This is a genomic window from Labilibaculum sp. DW002, from assembly GCF_029029525.1.
Lineage (GTDB): Bacteria > Bacteroidota > Bacteroidia > Bacteroidales > Marinifilaceae > Paralabilibaculum > Paralabilibaculum antarcticum.
This window is the reverse complement of sequence record NZ_JAKJSC010000008.1, coordinates 16,422-37,081: the sequence shown is the minus strand read 5'-3', so window position 1 is coordinate 37,081 and position 20,660 is coordinate 16,422. Positions and strand designations below refer to the sequence as shown.

Below are 20,660 nucleotides of genomic sequence, written 5' to 3'. Positions count from 1 at the left end.
ACATCACAGGGGTTGATTTTGTAATTTGTAATACCGATGCACAAGCATTGGAAAATAGTCAGGTACCTATTAAAGTGCAACTTGGTAGATCACTTACCGAAGGCAGAGGAGCTGGAAATAAACCAGAACGTGGTAGGGAATCTGCAAAGGAAAGCATCGAAGAAATAAACAGGGTTTTAAGCCAAAAAACCAAAATGATATTTGTTACTGCAGGTATGGGAGGTGGAACAGGTACTGGTGCCGCTCCAATTATTGCAGAAGCAGCAAGACAACAAGGTGTATTAACGGTTGGCATTGTAACCATTCCATTTCGATTTGAAGGCAAACGGAGAATTGAGCAGGCGATGGAAGGAATTGCAAACCTGGAGAAACATGTTGATGCACTTTTGATCATTAATAACGAAAAGTTAAGGATGATGTATGGCGATTTAAAATTATCGGATGCCTTTGCAAAGGCTGATGATGTTTTATCGATTGCAGCTAAAAGTATCGCAGAAATTATTACAGTTCACGGCTATGTAAACGTCGATTTTGCCGATGTTGAAACTGTGATGCGTGATAGTGGAGTAGCCGTTATGGGTTCTGCATCTGCCTCTGGAGAAGACAGAGCAATTCGTGCAATCGAAGAAGCTCTTACATCACCACTATTGAATAGCAATAACATCTGCGGAGCTCGAAATATTCTATTGAATATTATATCGGGAAAAGAAGAGGTTACAATGCAAGAAGTTAGTCTAATTACCGAATACGTTCATGATGTAGTAGGTGATGAGGTGAGCATTATATGGGGAAATGGGAATAGCGATCAGTTGGATGATGAGTTAGGTGTGACCATAATTGCAACTGGCTTCTCTGAAAATCCAATTCCTGATTTGAATATAGAGCCAAGAAAATCGGTTCGTGACGCAGCTCCAAAATTGGAATTAATTATTGAGAATCCGGCTGAGTCGGAGGAAATTGCAGCGGCAAAAAGACGAGAAGAAAAGCAGCGTCGAGAAGAATTGATGCGAAGACGTTCTGAGGAAGCGCGTAGCGAGGTGGTTGAAGAACAGGAAGTGAAAAGAGAAGCTCCTGTTCAAAAAAAGGAACCTGTTGAGGTCGAAGAAACACCAGAAGAGGAACACAAGAAAGGTGGATTAGACAATTGGTTTATAGGTAAGTTTACACAGATTTTTGATAATGATGATACTTCTATGTAGTGTCGAGTTGTTGAATATTTTGATCTGTATAATATAAGAAGAAATGAGCGAGGAATTAATGGATTTTGGCTTAGTAGAAGACGAATCTTCAATTATTAAAGTAATTGGAGTTGGAGGAGGCGGAGGCAATGCTGTTAACTACATGTATCAGCAGGGCATCAAAGACGTTGATTTTGTCATCTGTAATACCGATGCACAAGCATTAGCGAAAAGTAGTGTGCCTAAAAAAATTCAACTTGGAGAATCTTTAACAGAAGGACGTGGTGCTGGAAATAAGCCTGAAAAAGGAGAACAGTCAGCAATAGAGAATTTAGATGATGTTACCGATGTTCTAGAAGATAATACCAAAATGGTATTTATTACAGCTGGTATGGGCGGTGGCACAGGTACAGGAGCGGCTCCTATTATTGCAAAAGCTGCCAAAGATATGAATATTCTTACGGTTGGAATTGTTACCATTCCCTTCCGTTTTGAAGGTAAGCAACGCATCAATCAGGCAATAGAGGGTATTAAGAAACTTAAGGAAAGTGTTGATTCCCTTCTGGTCATTGATAATGCTAAACTTTCTGAAATATATGGCGATTTAAAACTTTCGACAGCTTTCTCAAAAGCCGACGATGTTTTAGCCACTGCAGCTAAAGGTATAGCTGAAATTATAACCCTGCATGGTTATATCAATGTTGACTTTGAAGATGTTAAAACAGTTATGACCAACAGTGGTGTAGCAGTTATGGGATCAGCAAGTGCCGAAGGAGAAGATCGTGCAGTTAATGCCATTCGTGAGGCTCTTACCTCACCATTATTGAATAGTAATGATGTTCGAGGAGCTCGTAATATTTTATTGAATATTAGTTCTGGTCAGGAAGAAGTAACTATGGATGAAGTGGGAGAAATTACCGACTATGTATACGAAGCTGTTGGCGATAGTGGAAATATTATCTGGGGAACTGGCCAGGATTCTGCCTTGGGCGATAAAGTTTCTGTTACAATTATTGCAACTGGCTTTGATCATGGTTTGATTCCAGAACAGAACCAGCAATCTAGAACAACGACTTTTCATGCCAAACGAGGTCAGGCAAATACTGTAGAACAAACCAAAATGCAGTTGGAAGAAGAAGAAGTGGTGGATGAAAAACTGATTCTTACTGATTTGAAAGAATCTGAAATTGATGAAATCGAAAATGTACCTGCTTACAAAAGAAAGTTAAAGAATTTGGGTAGACATGGATATCAATCAGGAAAAGTAATTAAATTTACTCTTGACGAAGAATAAGGAATACATACTGAAAATTTAAATAGACAGAACAATGAGCTTATTAGAACAGATCAATTCGGATATGAAAGCTGCCATGAAGGCAAAAGCAAAAGATAAATTACAAGCTATTCGAGCATTGAAAACGGCTTTTACTCTGGAGATGACTAAAACTGGAGCTAGCGAATTAGATGACGATTCAGCTGTTAAGCTTGTTCAAAAATTGGTAAAACAACGTAAAGATTCAGCAGATACTTATAAGTCTGGTGGACGTGAAGATTTAGCAGATAAAGAATTGCTTGAAATGGGCTTTTTAGAGGTGTATTTGCCTGCTCAGCTAAGTGATGAGGAACTAACTACTGCAATTCAAGAGATCGTTGCTAAAACAGGAGCTTCTTCAATGAAAGATATGGGGAAAGTAATGGGAATGGCATCGAAACAATTGGCCGGAAAAGCTGATGGAAAAGCAATTGCTGATAAGGTAAAAGCAGTATTGGCTTAAACCATACGAGAAAATACATTGAAGAGGTTTAGCTTTGGCTAAGCCTCTTTTTTTGGGCCTGTATACGATGCATCAAATGCTATTAATTTTAATGTGGCATAAGGAATTAGGCATAAAAAAAGCGAGATGAAATTCATCTCGCTTTTTTTGTGGTTTTACTAATCTCTAGTAAAACTTGTATCTTTTATCAACAACATTAGCATTTTCTTTTAATGCTTGGAATGCTTGATAGTTTGCTCTGTATTGGTAACCTTGCTCTAATCTCGATTTGAAAGCTTCAACAGTCATATCTGTTACTTCATCAGAAGTTTCATTTGTTACAACCAACATGTAAACACCTTGGTTTCCTTCTATAGCTGAAGAGATCTTACCTTTTTCAAGTAAAGCAGCAGTACTGATAACTTTTGGCTCAATTCCTGCACCTGGTATCTGGAACGATTGGAATGATACATCAGCAGCATTCTTAACTTCCAAGTTTTCCTTTTGAGCAACAGAAAGTAAACTTTGAGCGCTTGCACTATTTTTATTCATAGCAGCAATAATTTGCTCAGCTTTCTTTTCTTTTCTAACTGCACGCTTAATAGCAGAAACTTGATCTTGAATTGAAGCATATCCTTCTTCTTTGATATTTGAAAGTATAGCAACAACAAACTTATTACCAAACTCAAATACAGCTGAGTTGTCATGTGTTAGTAAAACACTTTCCATTTCATCTGTATTGTATGCAGCTCTAACTAAATCTCTAGAGTTTTCTAATCCTGGAATTAACTTGGTATCTTTTTTAAGATTTGCAGTTCTACGACTTAAGTTCTCGGCAGTAATTGCTTTCAAGAAAGCAGCTCTTTCGATATTGTTTCCTGCAAAAGTACGAGCTCTAGCATAAACACCTTGAGTTGTTTTTGTGCTCGCTTCAACCTTACGATCAAGAACAGCAATCTGTACTTTTTTAACTGGCTTGCTTAAATTAACAACCTGAATTAAGTGAGCACCAAACTGTGTTGTTACAATCTTAATTTCATTTTTCTTTGATGAGAAAGCAGCATCGTTAAACTCAGGAACCATACGTCCTTGAGTAAACCAACCTAGATCACCACCATTCACAGCAGAACCTTGATCTTCAGAATTAGCTTTAGCTACTTCAGCAAACTTAGCTCCTTTATTAATTAGCTGTTTCAAACTATCAGCCTTCGCTTCAGCAGCTTTAAAATCTCCATTAAGCGGACGAATTAAAATATGACGAGCTTTAACTGAATCAGCCATCATCTTAACATCAGCAATCTTTGCTAATTTGTAAGCATCATTCTCGTCATAAGGACCAAAAACATCACCTTTAGCAGCTGCAAAAGCAAAGTCGTTTACTTCCTTATTAGACATTTCGTCTTTCTTGAAATAATATGCGTTAAAATCAGTATCACCATTCAATTCAACAAACTGAACATTGTTACTTTCTTTTGCGAAATCTTCCTTTTGATCTGCGATCCACTTCTCAGTGTATTTAAAATCGTCAGTTGATGGCTCGATACTAAAAGGAACGTAGTCAATTTTTCTAGATTCGCCTTGCTTAAAAAGTTCTTTATTATCGTTATAATATTCTCTAATTTCTGATTCAGTAACAGTAATTGTACTATCAGGAATAAGATTATAACTTTTTACGATATAGTTGAAATCAACTTTTTTACTTCCTTTAGTTGCCATTTCTTTAATCATTGCACTTGGCATGTAAAGACCTTTAGCAATTAAAGTATTATACTTAGTTAAGGTTCTTTGAGCAATTAATGATTCTTCAATATTTAACCAGTATGCTTTTTGAGGCGTTCCATCAGGAGCTGCCATCAGTTGCTTAAGTGTTGCTCTTACTTGATCTTTATCAACAAGACCGTTTTCATTTTGGAAAATCTGACGGATCGTTGGATCGATATTACGACCTTGAACCATGTCAAATAACTCGTCAGAAGAAATCGAAATTCCTAACTCATCGTACTCACGATTCATTACGATCTCTTGAACCATTTGTTGCCAAACTTGCTCTCTGATCTTATCCATTTGATCAGAAGGTATAGAGTTCTGACCTCCCATCATTTTGGTTACTTCTAGGTTGTGGTTGAAACGATTTTGAAAATCACGAATATTCACAGATTCCCCTGCAATTTCAGCCATCTCATTTCGTGAGTTTGTTAAAAGAGAACCACCTGATTTTAAGGCGTCACCAGCTATAAATGCCAACAAGGCTCCACCAATGATAATTCCTATAAAAACTCCGCGGTTTCTTATTTTCTGTAATGTTGCCATCTAAAAAGATTTAATTATTCTTAAAATAGGCTACGAATATACAAAAAAATGGGAAATGATCGCCTTTTATTTCATTAGGATTGTTAGGTTTTATAGTAAAATAAGAAGAGATTGAAAAACAGATCTGTTAATGACTGATAAGAAAGGCTTTTACCTACATATTTGTAGAGAAAAATCAGATAAAAGCGTATTTGTTATTGATATAAATAGTGAAGTTCTTCCTGAGTTTCTCCAATATAAAAAAGGAGAATTATTCGAGAATTGTTAGGCGGATTTTGTCAACCCTTGTACTGCTTACTTCCATTATTTTAAAATGGAAATTTTCAATGCGAATGGTTTCATTGTATTTGGGAATACTTTCATGGGTAAATAACAAATAGCCGTTAAGTGTTTCGAAATCCTCCGATTCAGGCAGATTTAGTTCATACTTATCATTTAAATAGTCTATTTCTAACCGTCCAGATAAGATATATTCAGTATCCGAAATTTTTTCTTCCTCTAAGTCAATATTGTCATGTTCATCTTCAATTTCACCGAAAATCTCTTCCATTATATCTTCAATGGTTACCATTCCAGATGTGCCTCCAAACTCATCAACCACTACTGCTACACTTTTCTGCTCTCGGGTAAACAAATTTAATAGTTTGTGAGCAGCCATTGTTTCCGGTACAATAATAACACGGCTTAAAGCCGCCTTTATACTCTGAGGATTTCTAAATAGAACCGAAGAGTGGACGTAACCAATAATATTATCGATAGATTCTTTATAAATCATGATTCTCGAATAGCCCGTTTCAATAAAACGCTGTGTCAGCACATCAATTTCACCACCCATTTCCATGGCTTCAATCTCAGTTCTAGGCACAAAACACTCACGTAGCTTCACATTCGAAAAATCCAGAGCATTACGAAAAAGTTTCATGTTATGCTCATCTTCGTCTAAAACAGTTTGCCCTTCTTGCCCTTCCTGCACCAAATGATCCAAATCAACCTTTCCAAATGCTCTGGTTTCTTCGTCTTCGCTGATTTTTGTTTTGAAGACCTTATAGATAATGTTCTTCGATAGAAAAATGGTAAACGAGGTAAGCGGATAGAAGACAATGTAAAAAAACATGACTGGCACCGCAAATAGGTTCAAGGAGAAATTTGGATTTAGCCTAAAAAGTGTTTTGGGTAAAAACTCTGCAGTAAACAGAATTAAAAGCGTAGAAAATAAGGTCTGTATTGTCATTATCAACAACTCAGAATCGACCCAATTAGCAATACTTGGCTCTAGAATTTTAGCCATCATGATACCATAAACAACCAATGCAATATTATTGCCAACTAACATGGTTGAAATATAATGACCAGGATGATTCGTAAAAATATTGATGATTCTTGAGGTCAAAGTATTTTTACTCTTATCAAGTTCCATTCTTAGCTTGTTGGCAGCAACAAAAGCAATCTCCATGCCGGAGAAAAAAGCCGACAAAGCTAACATGATAAAAATGATGATCAGGTCATTCATTTATTTCGGGGATTGGTTTTTCTCTTGTAACTTTCTCATGTATCTTCTACTGGCGAACATTAATGTTGCAACAAGAGCGATAACATAAAGTAAAATGCTCTCAGAAAAACCTGATTGTGTAGTTTTGTGAATGGCAGCTGCTAGAGCTACAATCATAACCACAAACCAAATGATTTCTAAAATAAAAGGTAGTTTCTGTTTCACGTTATAAATGATTTTAGTTGCAATATAATATGAATTTTATCTTATTGTTCTGTTTCATCTTTTAAATATACTTCACCAGAAACTTTTTTCAATATAATATTATTCATTTTCTCATCTGAAGAAAAACTATTGCCTTCTAAAACTTGACCATCTTCATCAGTAATTCTCACATATTGATCAGAGTAAATCTCACCTTTTTTCTGATCCCAATACATTAATTCAGTGTTAATGGTTTTACCATCGTCACTTACAGCGACAACATCGTTACGAAGTTCCCATAATTGTTCAGAGACAATGTGTTTGGCATACTTGGCTTCAATTTGTCCAGCTACAGTGCCATCTTTATCGTATGAAATCAGTTTTCCTCCTTTAGGGAATTCATCATATTCTTTACCTTCCGTAGTAATTTGGGTAAATTCTACAGCAAATGCACGATGTACAATTCTGGTTGAATCGGTATAGATAAATTCTACTTCTTCGCCCGATACTTCAGGAGTGTCTTCTTTGCTTGTGGCATCTTGTACCTCTTTGATGTTATTTTCACAAGACAAAAGCATTGTCGCCCCAACCAGGGCAACAATGCTTTTGATAATATTGTTGATATTTTTCAATGTGTTATTCTGTTAATCTTGCTTTAGTCGATTCGTTAATCCAAGCACCTACTTTATAAGTATCACCTTGCTTAATTCCTTCGAAAAAAGCTTCTTCTGTTCTTGGAAAGTGTCTTGAGTAATCGTTAATTAAACTACGAGCTTCTTCAGCACACTCAGGATCTACGCTCTTAGCTTTCTTGAATTTATCAACCGCAACCCAATATACAGCTTGCTTTTCTAATTCAGTAGAACCATATTTTTGGCTATAAGCAGCATATGCTTTTCCAATTAATAAGTAAGGCTGTCCCCAGTTTGATCTTAATGCTGCAGCTTTTAAAGCGTTAGACTTCATACCAGCATATTCTTTTTTTGAAAATTTGATATATGCTAATTTATAGTGTAAATCAGCTTTAACATCAGCATCTTCTTCCAATTCGATGGCCTGTTTTAGATAACCTTACTTTTAGAAAATTGCTTTTTCTTGATAAACATTTTAGCCAAGTTGTGAGCTGCATCAGCACTAGGCTCAAGCTTATATTTCTGCTCTGCTACTTTTGCATATAAAGCACCATCTTCACACTCCTGACGATTCAACATTTTCATGATCTTGTTGATCAAAACCATATCTTCAGGATTTGCTTCAAACTTAGGCGTGAAAATATTACTTAATGTTTCACAGTCAGCTACACCTGCAGCAAAGAAAATCTTCTCAACGTTTAATCTAGCATTGTTAATGTTAGCTTTCTTCTTTTCATCCGTTTGAGCATCCATTTGCTTTTTCGCCATATCCATATACAATAGATAGTTGTCGATTACTTCTTCTGCTTCAATCTCGTTGTTTTGAACCAAAATTTTAGAAGCTTCCATTGTATTAGCAATTACCTTAGCTTCTGATTTCAACCCTTGAATTTCGATTGACTGCTTAAGAATACTATAAGCTTCTTTAACAGCAGGAATACTTTTCTTTTTGTATTTGAATAAATCACCACCTTTACGACCAAGAATCCATCCTTTAGAATACTTACGATCGGTACCGAAATATTTAATCCTTTTATCGTAAATCATCATCAAGGTATCCACATACTTGAAATCCTTTGTAGCACGCAATTGTGCAGTCATGATTTTCACACCATTAATATAAGTAGACTTCTGATAGGCAGGAGCATTATTATAAACATATCTCCATTGTGATAATGCTTCAGTATAATTTTTTTGCTTTACCATCTCAATATAAAGAGATGCATTCAAAATTGTCTGAGTACTATCTAACCCATATTTTGATTCCAAAGTCTGTGCTTTTGAAGTAAACAGACCTGAAAACAAAAGAACCATTGTTACGAATAAAATTCTTGTCTTCATATTACTAATTTTTATAATCAAGTTTCTTTTTGTTTCTAAACTAAAATTTCGATCACTAGATTTTACTGATAAAATCAGATTTCAAAATCATGCTATAAATATAACGAAAGTTTTAGTTATGTCAGAATTAAAACTGCAAAACTCGTACCAAAAATTTGTACAAGCTTTAAAAACGTCCTTCAACTGCTCTTTTTTTGAGCTCAATGCAAAACTATAAATAAATTGGAAAGTTGCAAAGAAAAGTGATTATTAAGAGTGATTCAACAAATTAAATTCCAGTATCTTGTTTAAGCCTTCTAACACGATCTCAGGAGCTAAGATTGCATTGTTATTGATTGATTTTACAAGAAAAGGAGCATCGCCACCAGTAAAAATAACTTCTATGTTGCGATGAGCATTTTTTAAATTGTTGATATAAGCATCAACTTCGAACAGTAAACCATTTTGAACACCTGATACAATTGCATCATTGGTATTCTTGCCTATTAGATGAAAGTCATCATTTTGGGAAAGTTCAGGAAGCTTTTGAGTAAATTCATGCAGAGCTCTAAATCTCATTTTTAATCCCGGTGAAATACAACCTCCTATATATTGTGCTTTATCATTCACAAAATCAAAAGTAATTGCAGTTCCTGCATCTATCACAAGAAGATTTTGATTGGGGTGATTGCCATAAGCACCAACACAAGCGGCTAGACGATCATATCCTAATGTGCTTTTCGATTCGTATAAATTTTCAAGTGGAATAGCAATTTCGGAATTAAAAAATATTGCTTTCCCACACTGTTGTTTTAAGAAAGAGACTAATTCTTCAGGAGATTTTCGAACCGAGGAAACAATGGCGTTTTGAATTTTATCTGTCCGCGAAAAGATTTCTTTGATAAAATCAATTTCAGGCTTACTTGATGTAAAAAGCTTCACCAATTGATGGTTTTCAAATAAGGCTGCTTTTATTTGCGTGTTTCCTATGTCGATTATTAGATTCAAAAGAAAAAATGTAAACTTAATTATTATAAATATCTTGTAAAATCGCTTAAAATTAGCAAACTTTATGCATATATTGGAGTGATACTATGGTTTTACAAAATCATTTTAAAGGGAAGAGGTTTTACATCTTCAATTTTAATGCGAAGAAATGATAGGATGTAGTGTCAATGTAGAGTTAATTCGATTAATTATTCAATTTCAGATTGATGAAGAAAAAAATATTAATTGTAGAGGATGATAGTTTGATTTCGACCATTTTTAGAATGTTCTTGAAAGAATTAGGATATGATCTTTTGGAAATTGTAGAAGATGGTAAGGAAGCTATTCGTTTATGCGAAACCTTAAAGCCTGACATTATTTTAATGGATGTACATTTAGGTGGAAGCATGGATGGAATTCAAACCACCGAATTAATTAAATCTAAATTTGATATTCCAGTTATTTTCTTGTCGAGCGATACTGAGGAAAGTACAATTCAAAGAGTAATCAATACCCACTCGTATGGATATCTTGTAAAACCCATTGATAAAAAAGAATTGGGTATTTCAATAGAATTGGCTTTTTACAAACATCAATTCGATTTGGATCAGAAAATGCGTGAACAACGGTTTAGAAATTTTATTACTGATTCTCCTGAGGCCATTATCGTAATTAATGAAAATGGATTGATTGAATATTTAAACTGCTTGGGTTTAAAACTTTTCAAAACAGCATACATTGAAGATTTAATGGGCTTGCCATTGCTTTCTTTTGTAGATGAACATTATGCCCCTATTTTCAAAGAGCGTTTGGAAACGTCTCTAGCAATGGAAAAAGGAATTGCCTATACACATCTTAAGTTGAAAACAATTCATGGTGAACTTTTTGATGTTGGTTTAACTGGTGCTCAAATTGAGTTTAACGGGAAAATGAATTTGCAATTAATTGTTAGAGATATCACCCAGGAATTTGCATATCGTCAATTGTTAGCTGAAAAAGCGAACATTATTAATAATTTGGCAGATGGTGTTGTTACTTTCGATTTAAATGGAACAATTAAATCATGGAATAGAGCCTGCGAACGTATTTTTGGAATTGAAGAAGCTAAAGTTCTTGGAAAGGAATACGAAGAAGTAATTATTGAAGGAGAAGAAAAATCTTTTGTTGGAGATATATTAAGTCCGGTAAGAGAAAATGGAATTTATAAGGTGGATGTTTCTTTAGACATTAAGAATGAAAAAAAAGACTTAAAGCTAATGGCTAATCTGCTTAAAAATGATAACGGTGAAGAAACGGGCATTGTATGTTATATAAGAGATACAAAAGCATGTTCTTAAAAAAATAAACTCCCATTCAAATTTGAATGGGAATTCTTATTATTATAAAGTATTAATTAAAGTCAGTATTTCACTGGCTTTTTTTATGTTGTTAATTTTATCGAAACTTAGACTCAAACGATTTTTTGCTTCCTTCATTTTGCACGGAATTGGTTGCGTTTGTAAGAATTGTAAGACCTTACTAAATTGGGCTGATTGATAAAAGGCAGAGCTTTGATCAGAAATAAAATAAAGAACTAGCTTACCGCTTTTAAGAATCAGTTTTTCAATACCCAAATCAAGTGCAAACCATCTTAATTGAACCACATTAAGTAATTCAATAGATGCTTCCGGGATTTCACCAAATCGATCTTTAAGTTGGCTTGCGAAAACATCTATTTCCTCTTCCTTTTGAATATTATCTAGTTCTCGGTACAAACGAATACGTTCTGAAATACTCTCAATATATGATTCAGGGAACAGAATCTCCAAATCAGTATCAATCTGACAATCCGTAATGAATCGCTTAATTTCTATTTCCTCTTGTGCTTTTTCTTCGGCAAACACATCTTTAAACTCAGTTTCCTTAAGTTCTAAGATCGCTTCATTTAAAATTCTCTGATAGGTTTCATATCCTATATCAGAAATAAAACCACTTTGTTCTCCTCCTAATAAATTACCTGCACCACGAATATCTAAATCCTGCATGGCAATATTAAAGCCAGATCCTAGTTCTGAAAAACTCTCGATAGCGTTTAAACGCTGTCGGGCCTCTTGAGTCATCGACTCCATTGGTGGTGTTAGAAGATAACAAAAGGCTTTCTTGTTGGAACGGCCAACACGCCCACGTAACTGATGCAGCTCACTTAAACCAAAATTCTGCCCATTGTTTATAATAATGGTATTTGCATTTGGAATATCAAGCCCCGACTCGATAATTGTTGTCGCAATTAAAACATCGTAATCACCCCGAATAAATTCAAGCATAATCTTCTCAAGCTTCGGCCCATCCATTTGTCCATGTGCCACAATGGTAGAAATACCCGGTACAGCACGATGAAGCATGGCTTCTACTTCGTGAATATTCTGAACTCTATTGTGAATAAAGAAAACCTGACCATTTCTCTCAACCTCGTAAGTTATAGCTTCACGAATAATATCTTCATTAAAATTATGAATTTCGGTAGCAATTGGGTAACGGTTTGGTGGTGGCGTATTAATAATAGATAAATCGCGTGCCCCCATCAATGAGAATTGAAGTGTACGAGGAATTGGTGTTGCAGTTAGGGTCAATGTATCTACATTCACTTTCATCTGCTTTAGTTTTTCTTTCACAGATACACCAAACTTTTGTTCCTCATCAACGATTAAAAGTCCCAAATCTTTAAACTGAATATCCTTTCCAATTATTCGATGTGTTCCTATTAGTATATCAACTTTACCAGCTTTCAGATTCTTTAAGGTCTCCTTTTGATCCTTTGGCTTTCGCATTCGCGAGATATAATCAATCGTACATGGAAAATCCTTCAATCGGTCTGAAAAAGTTTTAAAATGTTGGAAAGCCAATATGGTTGTAGGAACCAGAATTGCAACTTGCTTATCATCGGCCACAGCCTTAAATGCAGCACGTATAGCTATCTCGGTTTTCCCAAATCCTACATCACCACAAACCAATCTATCCATTGGGATAGCAGATTCCATACCTTCTTTCACCGATTTAGTCGCTTTTACCTGATCCGGTGTGTCTTCGTATATAAAGGATGCCTCTAGCTCCTGCTGCATGAAACTGTCAGGGCTAAATTGGAATCCTCGTTCGGCTTTACGTTTTGAGTAGAGCAAAATAAGATCCTTAGCTATATCCTTAATCTTAGACTTGGTTTTATCCTTTAGTTTTTGCCAAGCACCAGTACCAAGTTTATATATTTTAGGTGCAGATCCGTCTTTCCCTTTATACTTTGATATTTTATGCAATGAGTGCAAACTCACAAAAAGAATATCGTCATCTTTATAAACCAAACGAATAACTTCCTGCGATTTTCCATTGGTTTCAATTCTTTGCAATCCTCCAAAACGACCAATACCATGATCGGAATGCACAATAAAATCTCCAGGATGAAGCCTATTTATTTCCTTTAAGGTGACTGTTTCTTTCGCTTTATGAACCGTCGCATTCTTTAGTTTAAATTTATGATGCCGGTCAAAAATTTGATGATCGGTATAACATGAAATTCGCAAATCCTGATCAGAAAAGCCTTCGTGAAGCGTTTGATTTACATCTTGGAATTCAACTTCAATTCCTTTATCTTCAAATATGTTGTGTATCCTTTCGATTTGTTTCGGATTATCGGAAAGAATAAAGTTGCTTTCTGCTTTGCATTATTATTCATCAATTCCTGACCGAGCAAATCAAAATTTTTATTGAAAGCTGGCTGAGGGCTTTGATTGAATTGAATAACCTCTTGCGCAGCTAAAAAGAATTTCTGACCAAATTCAAGAATGGAAAACTCATTAATCTGATGTAAGAATTCTTTGCTGTCTATTAAATAATCTTTAGTAGAAACTCGGTCTTCTCCAAGTTCTAAAAAAGGTACTTTCTCAATTGTACTTTCGTAGATAGACTGAATTCTATCGCAAGAAAATTGGAAGTTTTTACACCAAAAAATTGTATTGTTAGGAACAAAGGAAAGGAATGAGATTCGTGATTCCTTTAACAGATTCTCTTGTATGTTTGGGATAATATCAACCGATTCGAATTTTTTAATAGAAAGCTGATTTTCCACATCGAACATACGAATGGAATCTACATCTTCTCCAAAGAAATCGATTCGGTAAGGTTGTTCATCCGAAAAGGAAAAAATATCGATAATACTTCCTCGAATAGAATACTGTCCTGGTTCTACAACAAAATCGGCTCGCTCAAATTCATAATCTACCAGTACTTCTTCAACAAATTCAGGCGATAATTTTTCTCCGACTTTAATGCTTAAGGTGTTTTCTTCTAATTGCCCTTGCGTAATTACCTTTTCAACAATAGCTTCTGGAAAGGTGATGATAAATGTTGGATGTTGGTCTGAAGTTAATCGTTTTAAACATTCAGCACGAAGAATGATATTGGAACTATCTGTTTTCTCGTATTGTACCGATCGTTTGTATGACGATGGAAAGAACAAAACACTTTTATCATCTATAAGATTACACAAATCGTTGTAGAAGTACGCTGCTTCTTCCTTATCGTTAAAAATTAAAACATGTGGACGTTTACTTGGCGAAAGTGCAGATATAACCAATGACAAAGAAGATCCAATTGCACCTTTTAAATGAAGTTGAAAGTTCTTTTTTTGTTCTAGGTATTTTTCAATGCTATAACGAGCAGGATGCTCAGAGAAAATTTGTATAAGTTGCTTTAGTTCCAAATCCTTATCCTTTTATTATTTGATTGGCAAATTTAGGGAAAATATTTTAGGGACAGGTTAAAAGTGACAAGGATCAAGAACAAAGTGCCAAGTAACAAGGAGAAAGGATCAAGAACCAAAGAAAAAGTACAAAGATTGGTAAAGAATATTTAGCAGTGTATTTTCAAATTCAATCTTTCCCTTTTAAGGGAAAGTGCCGATAGGCGAAAGGGTGAAATAAATGACAGTAATTGTTCCAATATTTTTAGATTCTTTAATTTCACTGATTATAAATAATAGTTACTTTCGAAACTTGGTTTTTCATTAAATACAAAGCAAATAATAAATCATGTTCATTATATCATTAACCTATAAAGTTCCTTTAGAAAAAGTAGAGGCCGAATTGAATAATCACGTTCAATATTTAAAGGAGCAATATGCTTTAGGTAATTTTAAGGCTTCGGGAAGAAAAGTCCCTAGGACGGGTGGCATTATTCTATCACAAATGAAGGATAAGAGTCAGTTGGAAGAAGTTTTAGCAATGGATCCTTTCCATAAAAATGATTTAGCTGATTATTCGATCACCGAATTTATTCCAAGCATGACGAGTGATGAGTTGACTTGTTTGTTAGAGGTTTAGTTCAAAATCCGTACCCAACAGGACCATGGCCAGGTACACTCACATATCCTCGCGTATTTCCGCGATCGGAATTTCCTGCACTAAATCGGGTAGACCAAAAGTTATCACCAGCGCTGCCTTGTCCGGTATAATAGTTTTGTTGGGCAGCTAAATATAAATTAACTGTTGGAATTGGGTTGCCAATATAACCAGCATTACCTTGATGATCGAACCAGTAATTTCCAACTTGAATGTAATAACCCAAAACGTAACTCCAGACCATCCATTCGTTTTTAGGAAGTTCACGGCCATTTACAATTACATTTGTGTTACCATTAGAAGCATCTTGTCTTAACTCTCCAAAATCATGACCAGACAACATGAATCCATAAGAAGCATAACCAACAACTCCATACAAACCACTTTTGCTATCATACCAATAATTTCCAGCTTTTGGTTGAACTCCATATTTCGTTTCAATTTCATTTAGCTGTATTTCATTTAATTCTAAATCATTAATAATTACCTTTTGATCTTGTGAAAAGATAATCGCAGGAATAGTGATTAGAATGATAGTAATCAATAATTTTGAAATTGAATTTTCCATATTTTTTTTGTTTTCGTGCAGAAATGGATGCTAAACGCGCAATTTTATACTGAGAGATCTGTAAGTAATACAAGTTTTAATTTACAAAAATGGTTTTTAAGTGTCAAGCAATTAGTGTGATGTCTCATGGCTAATAGATGAAATTCTTTATCTAATATTGGAATTGTAACTTGTGTTTTTTGTGAAAAGCACTTGCGCTTGGTAAAAAAAAATCTTATTGTTTTTATGTATGAATACCGATTGATTAGAATAAAGACATCCTTTATAACAACCTTAAATAGAGTGTGTATTTGTAATGAATATGTTTAGTATTTTTTGTTGTGTCGATGATTCATTTTATCATAAAAAATTGATATTTTAAAACTGCATTAATAAATTGAAAGAATATGGCGTTTACCTTTCATAAAAAATTAACGATGAGAATGAGTTTGTTGTTCGTCATTTTATATTGTTCAAATACAATATCAATGGGACAACATACAATAGAAAATTTTGATCCTGACAGCTTTAAGTCTAATAGCTATAGATTTAATATTCCTGATTCTCTTACTACAAACACTAAAAATATAGCCAATTACATAAGTGCTAATTTAAGATCGGAAAGTAACAAGGTAAAAGCGGCCTATTCTTGGATTACAAGAAATATCAGTTATGATGTTGAAAGTATGTATAAGTTTAATATAGAGAGGAATTCAGAGGTCACTTTAAAAAATAGAAAAGGGACATGTCAAAATTATACCATTTTATTTAATGAAATTGTAAATAAAATAGGGATTGAATCCTACATTGTAGTAGGTTATACAAAGGAGAAAGGAGTTATTAGTAGAAGCCCTCATGCTTGGTGTGTTGCAAAGATTGATTTCAGGTGGTTTGTTTTTGATCCTACCTGGGGAGCAGGTGAGTTACGTAAGAGATCTTTCAAAAAGAAGATGACCTATGATTATTTTCAGATGAGAGCTGAAAATGCAATAAAGACCCATATGCCATTTGATCCAATATGGCAATTGTTAAATTATCCGGTATCAAATATAGAGTTTGAAAAGGGAAAAACAATAGGGAAAAATAGAGACGTTTATTTTAATTATCGGGATAGTATTAAGAAATATAGTTCTCAATATGATCTTGCGCGGATCATTTGCATTAAAGGTAGAATTGATAAAGGTGGTATAAATAATTATTTGAGTTATGTTTATAGTTTAGAATTGGAAAAGGCAATAGAATCTTGTTATAAACGAGATGTGACAATGAAATATAATTTAGCTTTAAAGGCGTATAAGGAAGGTATATTTTCGCTAAATAGATTTATTGATTTCAGAAATGATTTATTTAAGCCTGACAAAGGAGATGAATATTTAATTGAAATGATGGATGATATTTTTAGTTCTTTTGATACCGCTAAGAGGCATTTGGATAAGATAAGGACGCCTAATAAAATCACTAAGCAGAAAATGGATCAACTTTATAGTGCTCTTAAAGCTGATATGCAAAATGTAAATGCACAGAAAAAATTTCTTGATAAAATTTTAAGTACGAGTAAGAATTATCGGAAATCGTTGTTCTATGATAAAATGTAATTACGGAACAGATTGAATGCACTTTTTTGCTGTAATTAATATTTGAGATAAGTAAAATGAGAATAAAGTACAAAAGAAAAAGACTAAAATACTTCCTTTATTTTGGAATTGCATGGATCTTATTAGGTGTGGCAAACCTTTTGTTTAATGAACAATTGAGATGGAATGACTATGCGTATATTGTCTTAGGAGTAACTCATATCGCAACCTATATTTACGAATCGAAAAATCAATTTCTAACAATTGAAAGTGGAGTTCTTTGCAAGAATTCGTTAATACCTAGAAGGATTAGTTTATCAGAAGTTGTTTGTGTAAAATCAGCTTCAGGTAATTATGTTATAAAGACGAAAAAGACGGAAATAAAAATTAATGTAGGTTTAATTGATGAAGAATCCTTAATCGAATTAAATAAAATTTTAAGAAGTTTAAATTTAGAGCCAGGTAAAACAATATTGGTTTAGTTTACAATTGATTTTACATATAAACAAAGCCACTTCTTACGAAGTGGCTTTTGTTAATAGTAGTGTGTTACTTTATTTTTCTGAAAATCCTGTTTCAGATGTTGTTAAAGAAATGTAGAAATTCTTCTGTTTTTTCCACCATTTTTGTTGATCCAGTATAAAAAGGAACACGTTGGTGAAGAGATTCTGGTTTGATTTCTAAAATTCGTTGTGTGCCATCCGTAGCCAAACCTCCGGCTTGTTCTGCAATAAAGGCAACAGGGTTACATTCGTAAAGTAAGCGTAATTTACCATTACTATTTTTACTGGTATTAGGGTAAATAAAAATACCGCCCTTTAACAAGTTTCTATGAAAATCAGCTACTAAGGATCCAATATAACGCGATGTGTAAGGACGACTCGTCTTTGAATCTTTCTCCTGACAATACTTGATAAACTTCTTCACACCCTCTGGGAAGTTGATATAGTTTCCTTCATTAATGGAATAAATATTTCCATTCTTTGGTGTCTTAATATTAGGATGTGACAAGCAGAATTCTCCAATTGAAGGATCCAGAGTAAATCCATTTACACCATTACCTGTAGAATACACAAGCATAGTCGAAGATCCATAAATCACATAGCCTGCAGCAACTTGTTTTGTTCCTTCCTGCAAAAAATCTTCTTTGGTTGGTAATTCTCCTTTTTTACTTACACGATGATAAATTGAGAAGATTGTTCCAATAGAAACATTCACATCAATATTCGAAGAACCGTCAAGTGGATCCATACAAAAAACATACTTTGCATTACGTCCCATTTCATCATCAAAAATGATCATATCTTCCTGCTCTTCCGAGGCTATTGCGGCACATTCACCACTTGCTCTAAGTGCATCTATGAAATGCGTATCTGCAAAAATATCTAGCTTTTGTTGATCTTCCCCTTGTACATTTTGATCTCCATGAGCTCCTAAAACATCAACTAAGCCTGCTTTATTAACAGCACGATTTACAATTTTAGAAGCAATGCCAATGTGATGTAGCATACGAGATAATTCACCCGAGGCATTTGGGTATTCAGCTTGACGCTGAATTATGAACTGGTTCAGTGTTTGAACGTTATTCTGTTCAGTCATTTTTTTTGGCTTTTGGTTTGGTCTTGTTTGGTGCCATAAAGTTAATTTTTTTTATTGAACCTCCTAAAGCTTATTTCAAACGTTTTCGGGAGGTGTTTTTGGGGGTATCGGCCTAGGTATACTAGGTAGAGGTAGTGATTCATTATTTTAGCCAATTTGATTAACAATTAGATGATTTTTTAAGAGAAGTGAAATTGTGTCATTTTTTATGGTTTGAGAAGCGAAAATTAGAACAGAATTCTTTAATTTTTGGTAAAGATGAAAATGCTAATACAATATTTAGTAACTTCATTTTTTAATTCTAAGAATAGAGTTTAAAGTGTTAATTTAAGAATCGTTTTAATAATTATCTGATGAACATATTTAAATTTGGTGGAGCTTCGGTAAATAGTGCTGATGGCGTGCGTAATTTTGTGAAGATCGTTCAGTCGTATAGGGAGGAAACAATAATTGTTCTCTCTGCTATGGGGAAAACGACTAATGCGTTGGAAGAAATTGTTGAAGCCTTTTTTAATAAAAATGATCAAGACTCTAAATTATTAGCTGTAAAACAATATCATTTATCAATAGTAAATGAATTGTTTCCTAAAAAAGAGGATGCAGTATATGAAAAGATTGAAGTTCTTTTTAATCAATTGTCACAATATCTTGAAAAAGAGCCGTCTTTGTGTTTTGAATTTGAGTATGACCAAATTGTATCTTTCGGGGAGCTGATTTCAACCACAATTGTATCTGAATTTCTTCGCTTAAGTGGTCGTCCAAATAAGTGGGTAGATATTCGTACTTGTTTAAAAACGGATGATACATACAAAGAGGGGAGAATTGATTGGAAATTATCAGAGAAGTTGGTCTCACAAACATTTAGTTTCAACAGTACTTTCGTTTATATAACTCAAGGCTTTATTGGTGGAACAAAAACCAATCAAACAACTACTTTAGGAAGAGAAGGCTCTGATTATTCAGCCGCAATTCTTTCCTATATTTTAGATGCTGATAAGTTGGCAATTTGGAAAGATGTACCAGGAATCATGAATGCAGATCCGAAATGGTTGCCAGATGCACAAAAATTAGAACGGATTACTTATCAGGAGGCAATAGAGCTTGCATTTTATGGAGCAAAGGTGATCCACCCAAAGACAATACAACCAATAAAAAAGAAAAAGATTCCATTGCAAGTGCGCTCTTTTCTTGATTTGAATGAATCGGGAACTTTAATTAGCACCGCATCTAAAAAATTAGATTATTTACTTCCTGTTTACATTCAAAAAAAGGATCAGGTCTTGATTTCGATTCGCCCAATTGACTTCTCTTTTATTTTGGAAGAAAAGTTGAGTTCCTTGTTTTCCTTGTTTGCAAAACATCGCGTCAAAGTAAATTTAATTCAGAATTCAGCAATTAGTTTTTCGGTCTGTGTTGATAATTCTGACAGACGATTAAAAGAATTAATTGAAGAAATATCAATCGATTTTGAGGTAAAATACAATGATGACTTGGAATTGATAACCATTCGTCATCATAACCAAGAGGCAGTTGAAAGAATGACGAAAGGTAGAGAAATACTGTTAGAACAGCGAAGTAGAGACACAGCTCAATTTGTGTTGGTTTAGGATTTTAACTTAAAAAATAAAAAGACAAAGAGGTCTTAATTGTTTGGACAATTAAAAAACTTCTCTATCTTTGTCAAAGTTATTTAAGGTAAA

At 34.2% G+C, this 20,660-nt stretch carries 19 protein-coding genes; 8 read left to right on the top strand and 11 right to left on the bottom strand.

Going from position 1 to position 20,660, the window contains the following annotated elements:
• Positions 1-2: 2 nt before the first annotated feature.
• Genes ftsZ (L3049_RS19150) through L3049_RS19140 form a run of 3 tightly spaced genes read left to right on the top strand, consistent with a single transcriptional unit; the run spans position 3 to position 2,953 of the window.
• Positions 3-1,199, top strand: coding sequence for a cell division protein FtsZ (gene ftsZ / locus L3049_RS19150; protein WP_275111546.1), 1,197 nt, complete (start codon positions 3-5; stop codon positions 1,197-1,199).
• Between the two features lie 43 nt (positions 1,200-1,242).
• Positions 1,243-2,472 (top strand): cell division protein FtsZ, encoded by a 1,230-nt coding sequence (gene ftsZ / locus L3049_RS19145; protein WP_275111441.1) that lies wholly within the window; start codon positions 1,243-1,245, stop codon positions 2,470-2,472.
• Positions 2,473-2,506: 34 nt separating this feature from the next.
• Positions 2,507-2,953, top strand: a complete 447-nt coding sequence (locus tag L3049_RS19140; protein ID WP_275111440.1) for a GatB/YqeY domain-containing protein — start codon at positions 2,507-2,509, stop codon at positions 2,951-2,953.
• A 165-nt stretch (positions 2,954-3,118) separates the two neighbouring features.
• On the opposite strand, the gene L3049_RS19135 is transcribed toward L3049_RS19140, so the two are convergent.
• From L3049_RS19135 to L3049_RS19105, 7 genes are all read right to left on the bottom strand, one after another.
• Positions 3,119-5,242 (bottom strand): peptidylprolyl isomerase, encoded by a 2,124-nt coding sequence (locus L3049_RS19135; RefSeq protein ID WP_275111439.1) that lies wholly within the window; start codon positions 5,240-5,242, stop codon positions 3,119-3,121.
• A gap of 250 nt (positions 5,243-5,492) precedes the next feature.
• Positions 5,493-6,752 (bottom strand): hemolysin family protein, encoded by a 1,260-nt coding sequence (locus L3049_RS19130; RefSeq protein WP_275111438.1) that lies wholly within the window; start codon positions 6,750-6,752, stop codon positions 5,493-5,495.
• On the bottom strand, positions 6,753-6,956 hold the full coding sequence (locus L3049_RS19125; RefSeq protein WP_275111437.1) for a hypothetical protein: 204 nt from the start codon (positions 6,954-6,956) through the stop codon (positions 6,753-6,755).
• A gap of 41 nt (positions 6,957-6,997) precedes the next feature.
• Complete coding sequence (gene lptC, locus L3049_RS19120) at positions 6,998-7,567, bottom strand: LPS export ABC transporter periplasmic protein LptC (protein WP_275111436.1); 570 nt, start codon at positions 7,565-7,567, stop codon at positions 6,998-7,000.
• Positions 7,568-7,571: 4 nt separating this feature from the next.
• A complete protein-coding gene (locus L3049_RS19115) occupies positions 7,572-7,982 on the bottom strand; it encodes a hypothetical protein (RefSeq protein ID WP_275111435.1) in 411 nt (136 codons plus the stop codon).
• A gap of 14 nt (positions 7,983-7,996) precedes the next feature.
• Complete coding sequence (locus tag L3049_RS19110) at positions 7,997-8,908, bottom strand: hypothetical protein (RefSeq protein ID WP_275111434.1); 912 nt, start codon at positions 8,906-8,908, stop codon at positions 7,997-7,999.
• A 249-nt stretch (positions 8,909-9,157) separates the two neighbouring features.
• The gene (locus tag L3049_RS19105) at positions 9,158-9,895 is read right to left on the bottom strand and encodes a type III pantothenate kinase (RefSeq protein ID WP_275111433.1); all 738 of its coding nucleotides are present in this window, start codon (positions 9,893-9,895) and stop codon (positions 9,158-9,160) included.
• A 206-nt stretch (positions 9,896-10,101) separates the two neighbouring features.
• On the opposite strand from L3049_RS19105, the gene L3049_RS19100 reads away from it, so the two are divergent.
• Entirely contained in the window at positions 10,102-11,211 is a 1,110-nt protein-coding gene (locus tag L3049_RS19100; protein WP_275111432.1) for a PAS domain S-box protein, read from the top strand.
• Between the two features lie 42 nt (positions 11,212-11,253).
• Here the strand turns inward: L3049_RS19100 and mfd are convergent, their stop codons facing one another.
• Together mfd and L3049_RS19090 are read right to left on the bottom strand one after the other, a co-directional pair.
• On the bottom strand, positions 11,254-13,503 hold the full coding sequence (mfd, locus tag L3049_RS19095; RefSeq protein ID WP_483874633.1) for a transcription-repair coupling factor: 2,250 nt from the start codon (positions 13,501-13,503) through the stop codon (positions 11,254-11,256).
• Entirely contained in the window at positions 13,461-14,603 is a 1,143-nt protein-coding gene (locus tag L3049_RS19090) for a transcription-repair coupling factor family protein (protein WP_275111430.1), read from the bottom strand. The genes mfd and L3049_RS19090 overlap by 43 nt, the downstream gene beginning before the upstream one ends.
• 328 nt (positions 14,604-14,931) lie before the next feature.
• Between L3049_RS19090 and L3049_RS19085 the strand changes: the two genes are divergently transcribed.
• Positions 14,932-15,222, top strand: coding sequence for a YciI family protein (locus L3049_RS19085; RefSeq protein WP_275111429.1), 291 nt, complete (start codon positions 14,932-14,934; stop codon positions 15,220-15,222).
• 1 nt (position 15,223) lies between these two features.
• Here L3049_RS19085 and L3049_RS19080 read toward each other — a convergent pair whose 3' ends face one another.
• Positions 15,224-15,808, bottom strand: a complete 585-nt coding sequence (locus L3049_RS19080; protein WP_275111428.1) for a hypothetical protein — start codon at positions 15,806-15,808, stop codon at positions 15,224-15,226.
• Between the two features lie 467 nt (positions 15,809-16,275).
• On the opposite strand from L3049_RS19080, the gene L3049_RS19075 reads away from it, so the two are divergent.
• Positions 16,276-17,382, top strand: a complete 1,107-nt coding sequence (locus tag L3049_RS19075) for a transglutaminase domain-containing protein (protein WP_275111427.1) — start codon at positions 16,276-16,278, stop codon at positions 17,380-17,382.
• A gap of 56 nt (positions 17,383-17,438) precedes the next feature.
• Complete coding sequence (locus tag L3049_RS19070) at positions 17,439-17,843, top strand: hypothetical protein (RefSeq protein ID WP_275111426.1); 405 nt, start codon at positions 17,439-17,441, stop codon at positions 17,841-17,843.
• A gap of 94 nt (positions 17,844-17,937) precedes the next feature.
• On the opposite strand, the gene fbp is transcribed toward L3049_RS19070, so the two are convergent.
• Positions 17,938-18,960 carry a class 1 fructose-bisphosphatase gene (gene fbp, locus L3049_RS19065; RefSeq protein ID WP_275111425.1) on the bottom strand — a complete coding sequence of 341 codons (1,023 nt, stop codon included), beginning with the start codon at positions 18,958-18,960 and terminating at the stop codon, positions 17,938-17,940.
• Between the two features lie 353 nt (positions 18,961-19,313).
• Between fbp and L3049_RS19060 the strand changes: the two genes are divergently transcribed.
• Complete coding sequence (locus L3049_RS19060) at positions 19,314-20,567, top strand: aspartate kinase (RefSeq protein ID WP_275111424.1); 1,254 nt, start codon at positions 19,314-19,316, stop codon at positions 20,565-20,567.
• Positions 20,568-20,660 lie beyond the last annotated feature (93 nt).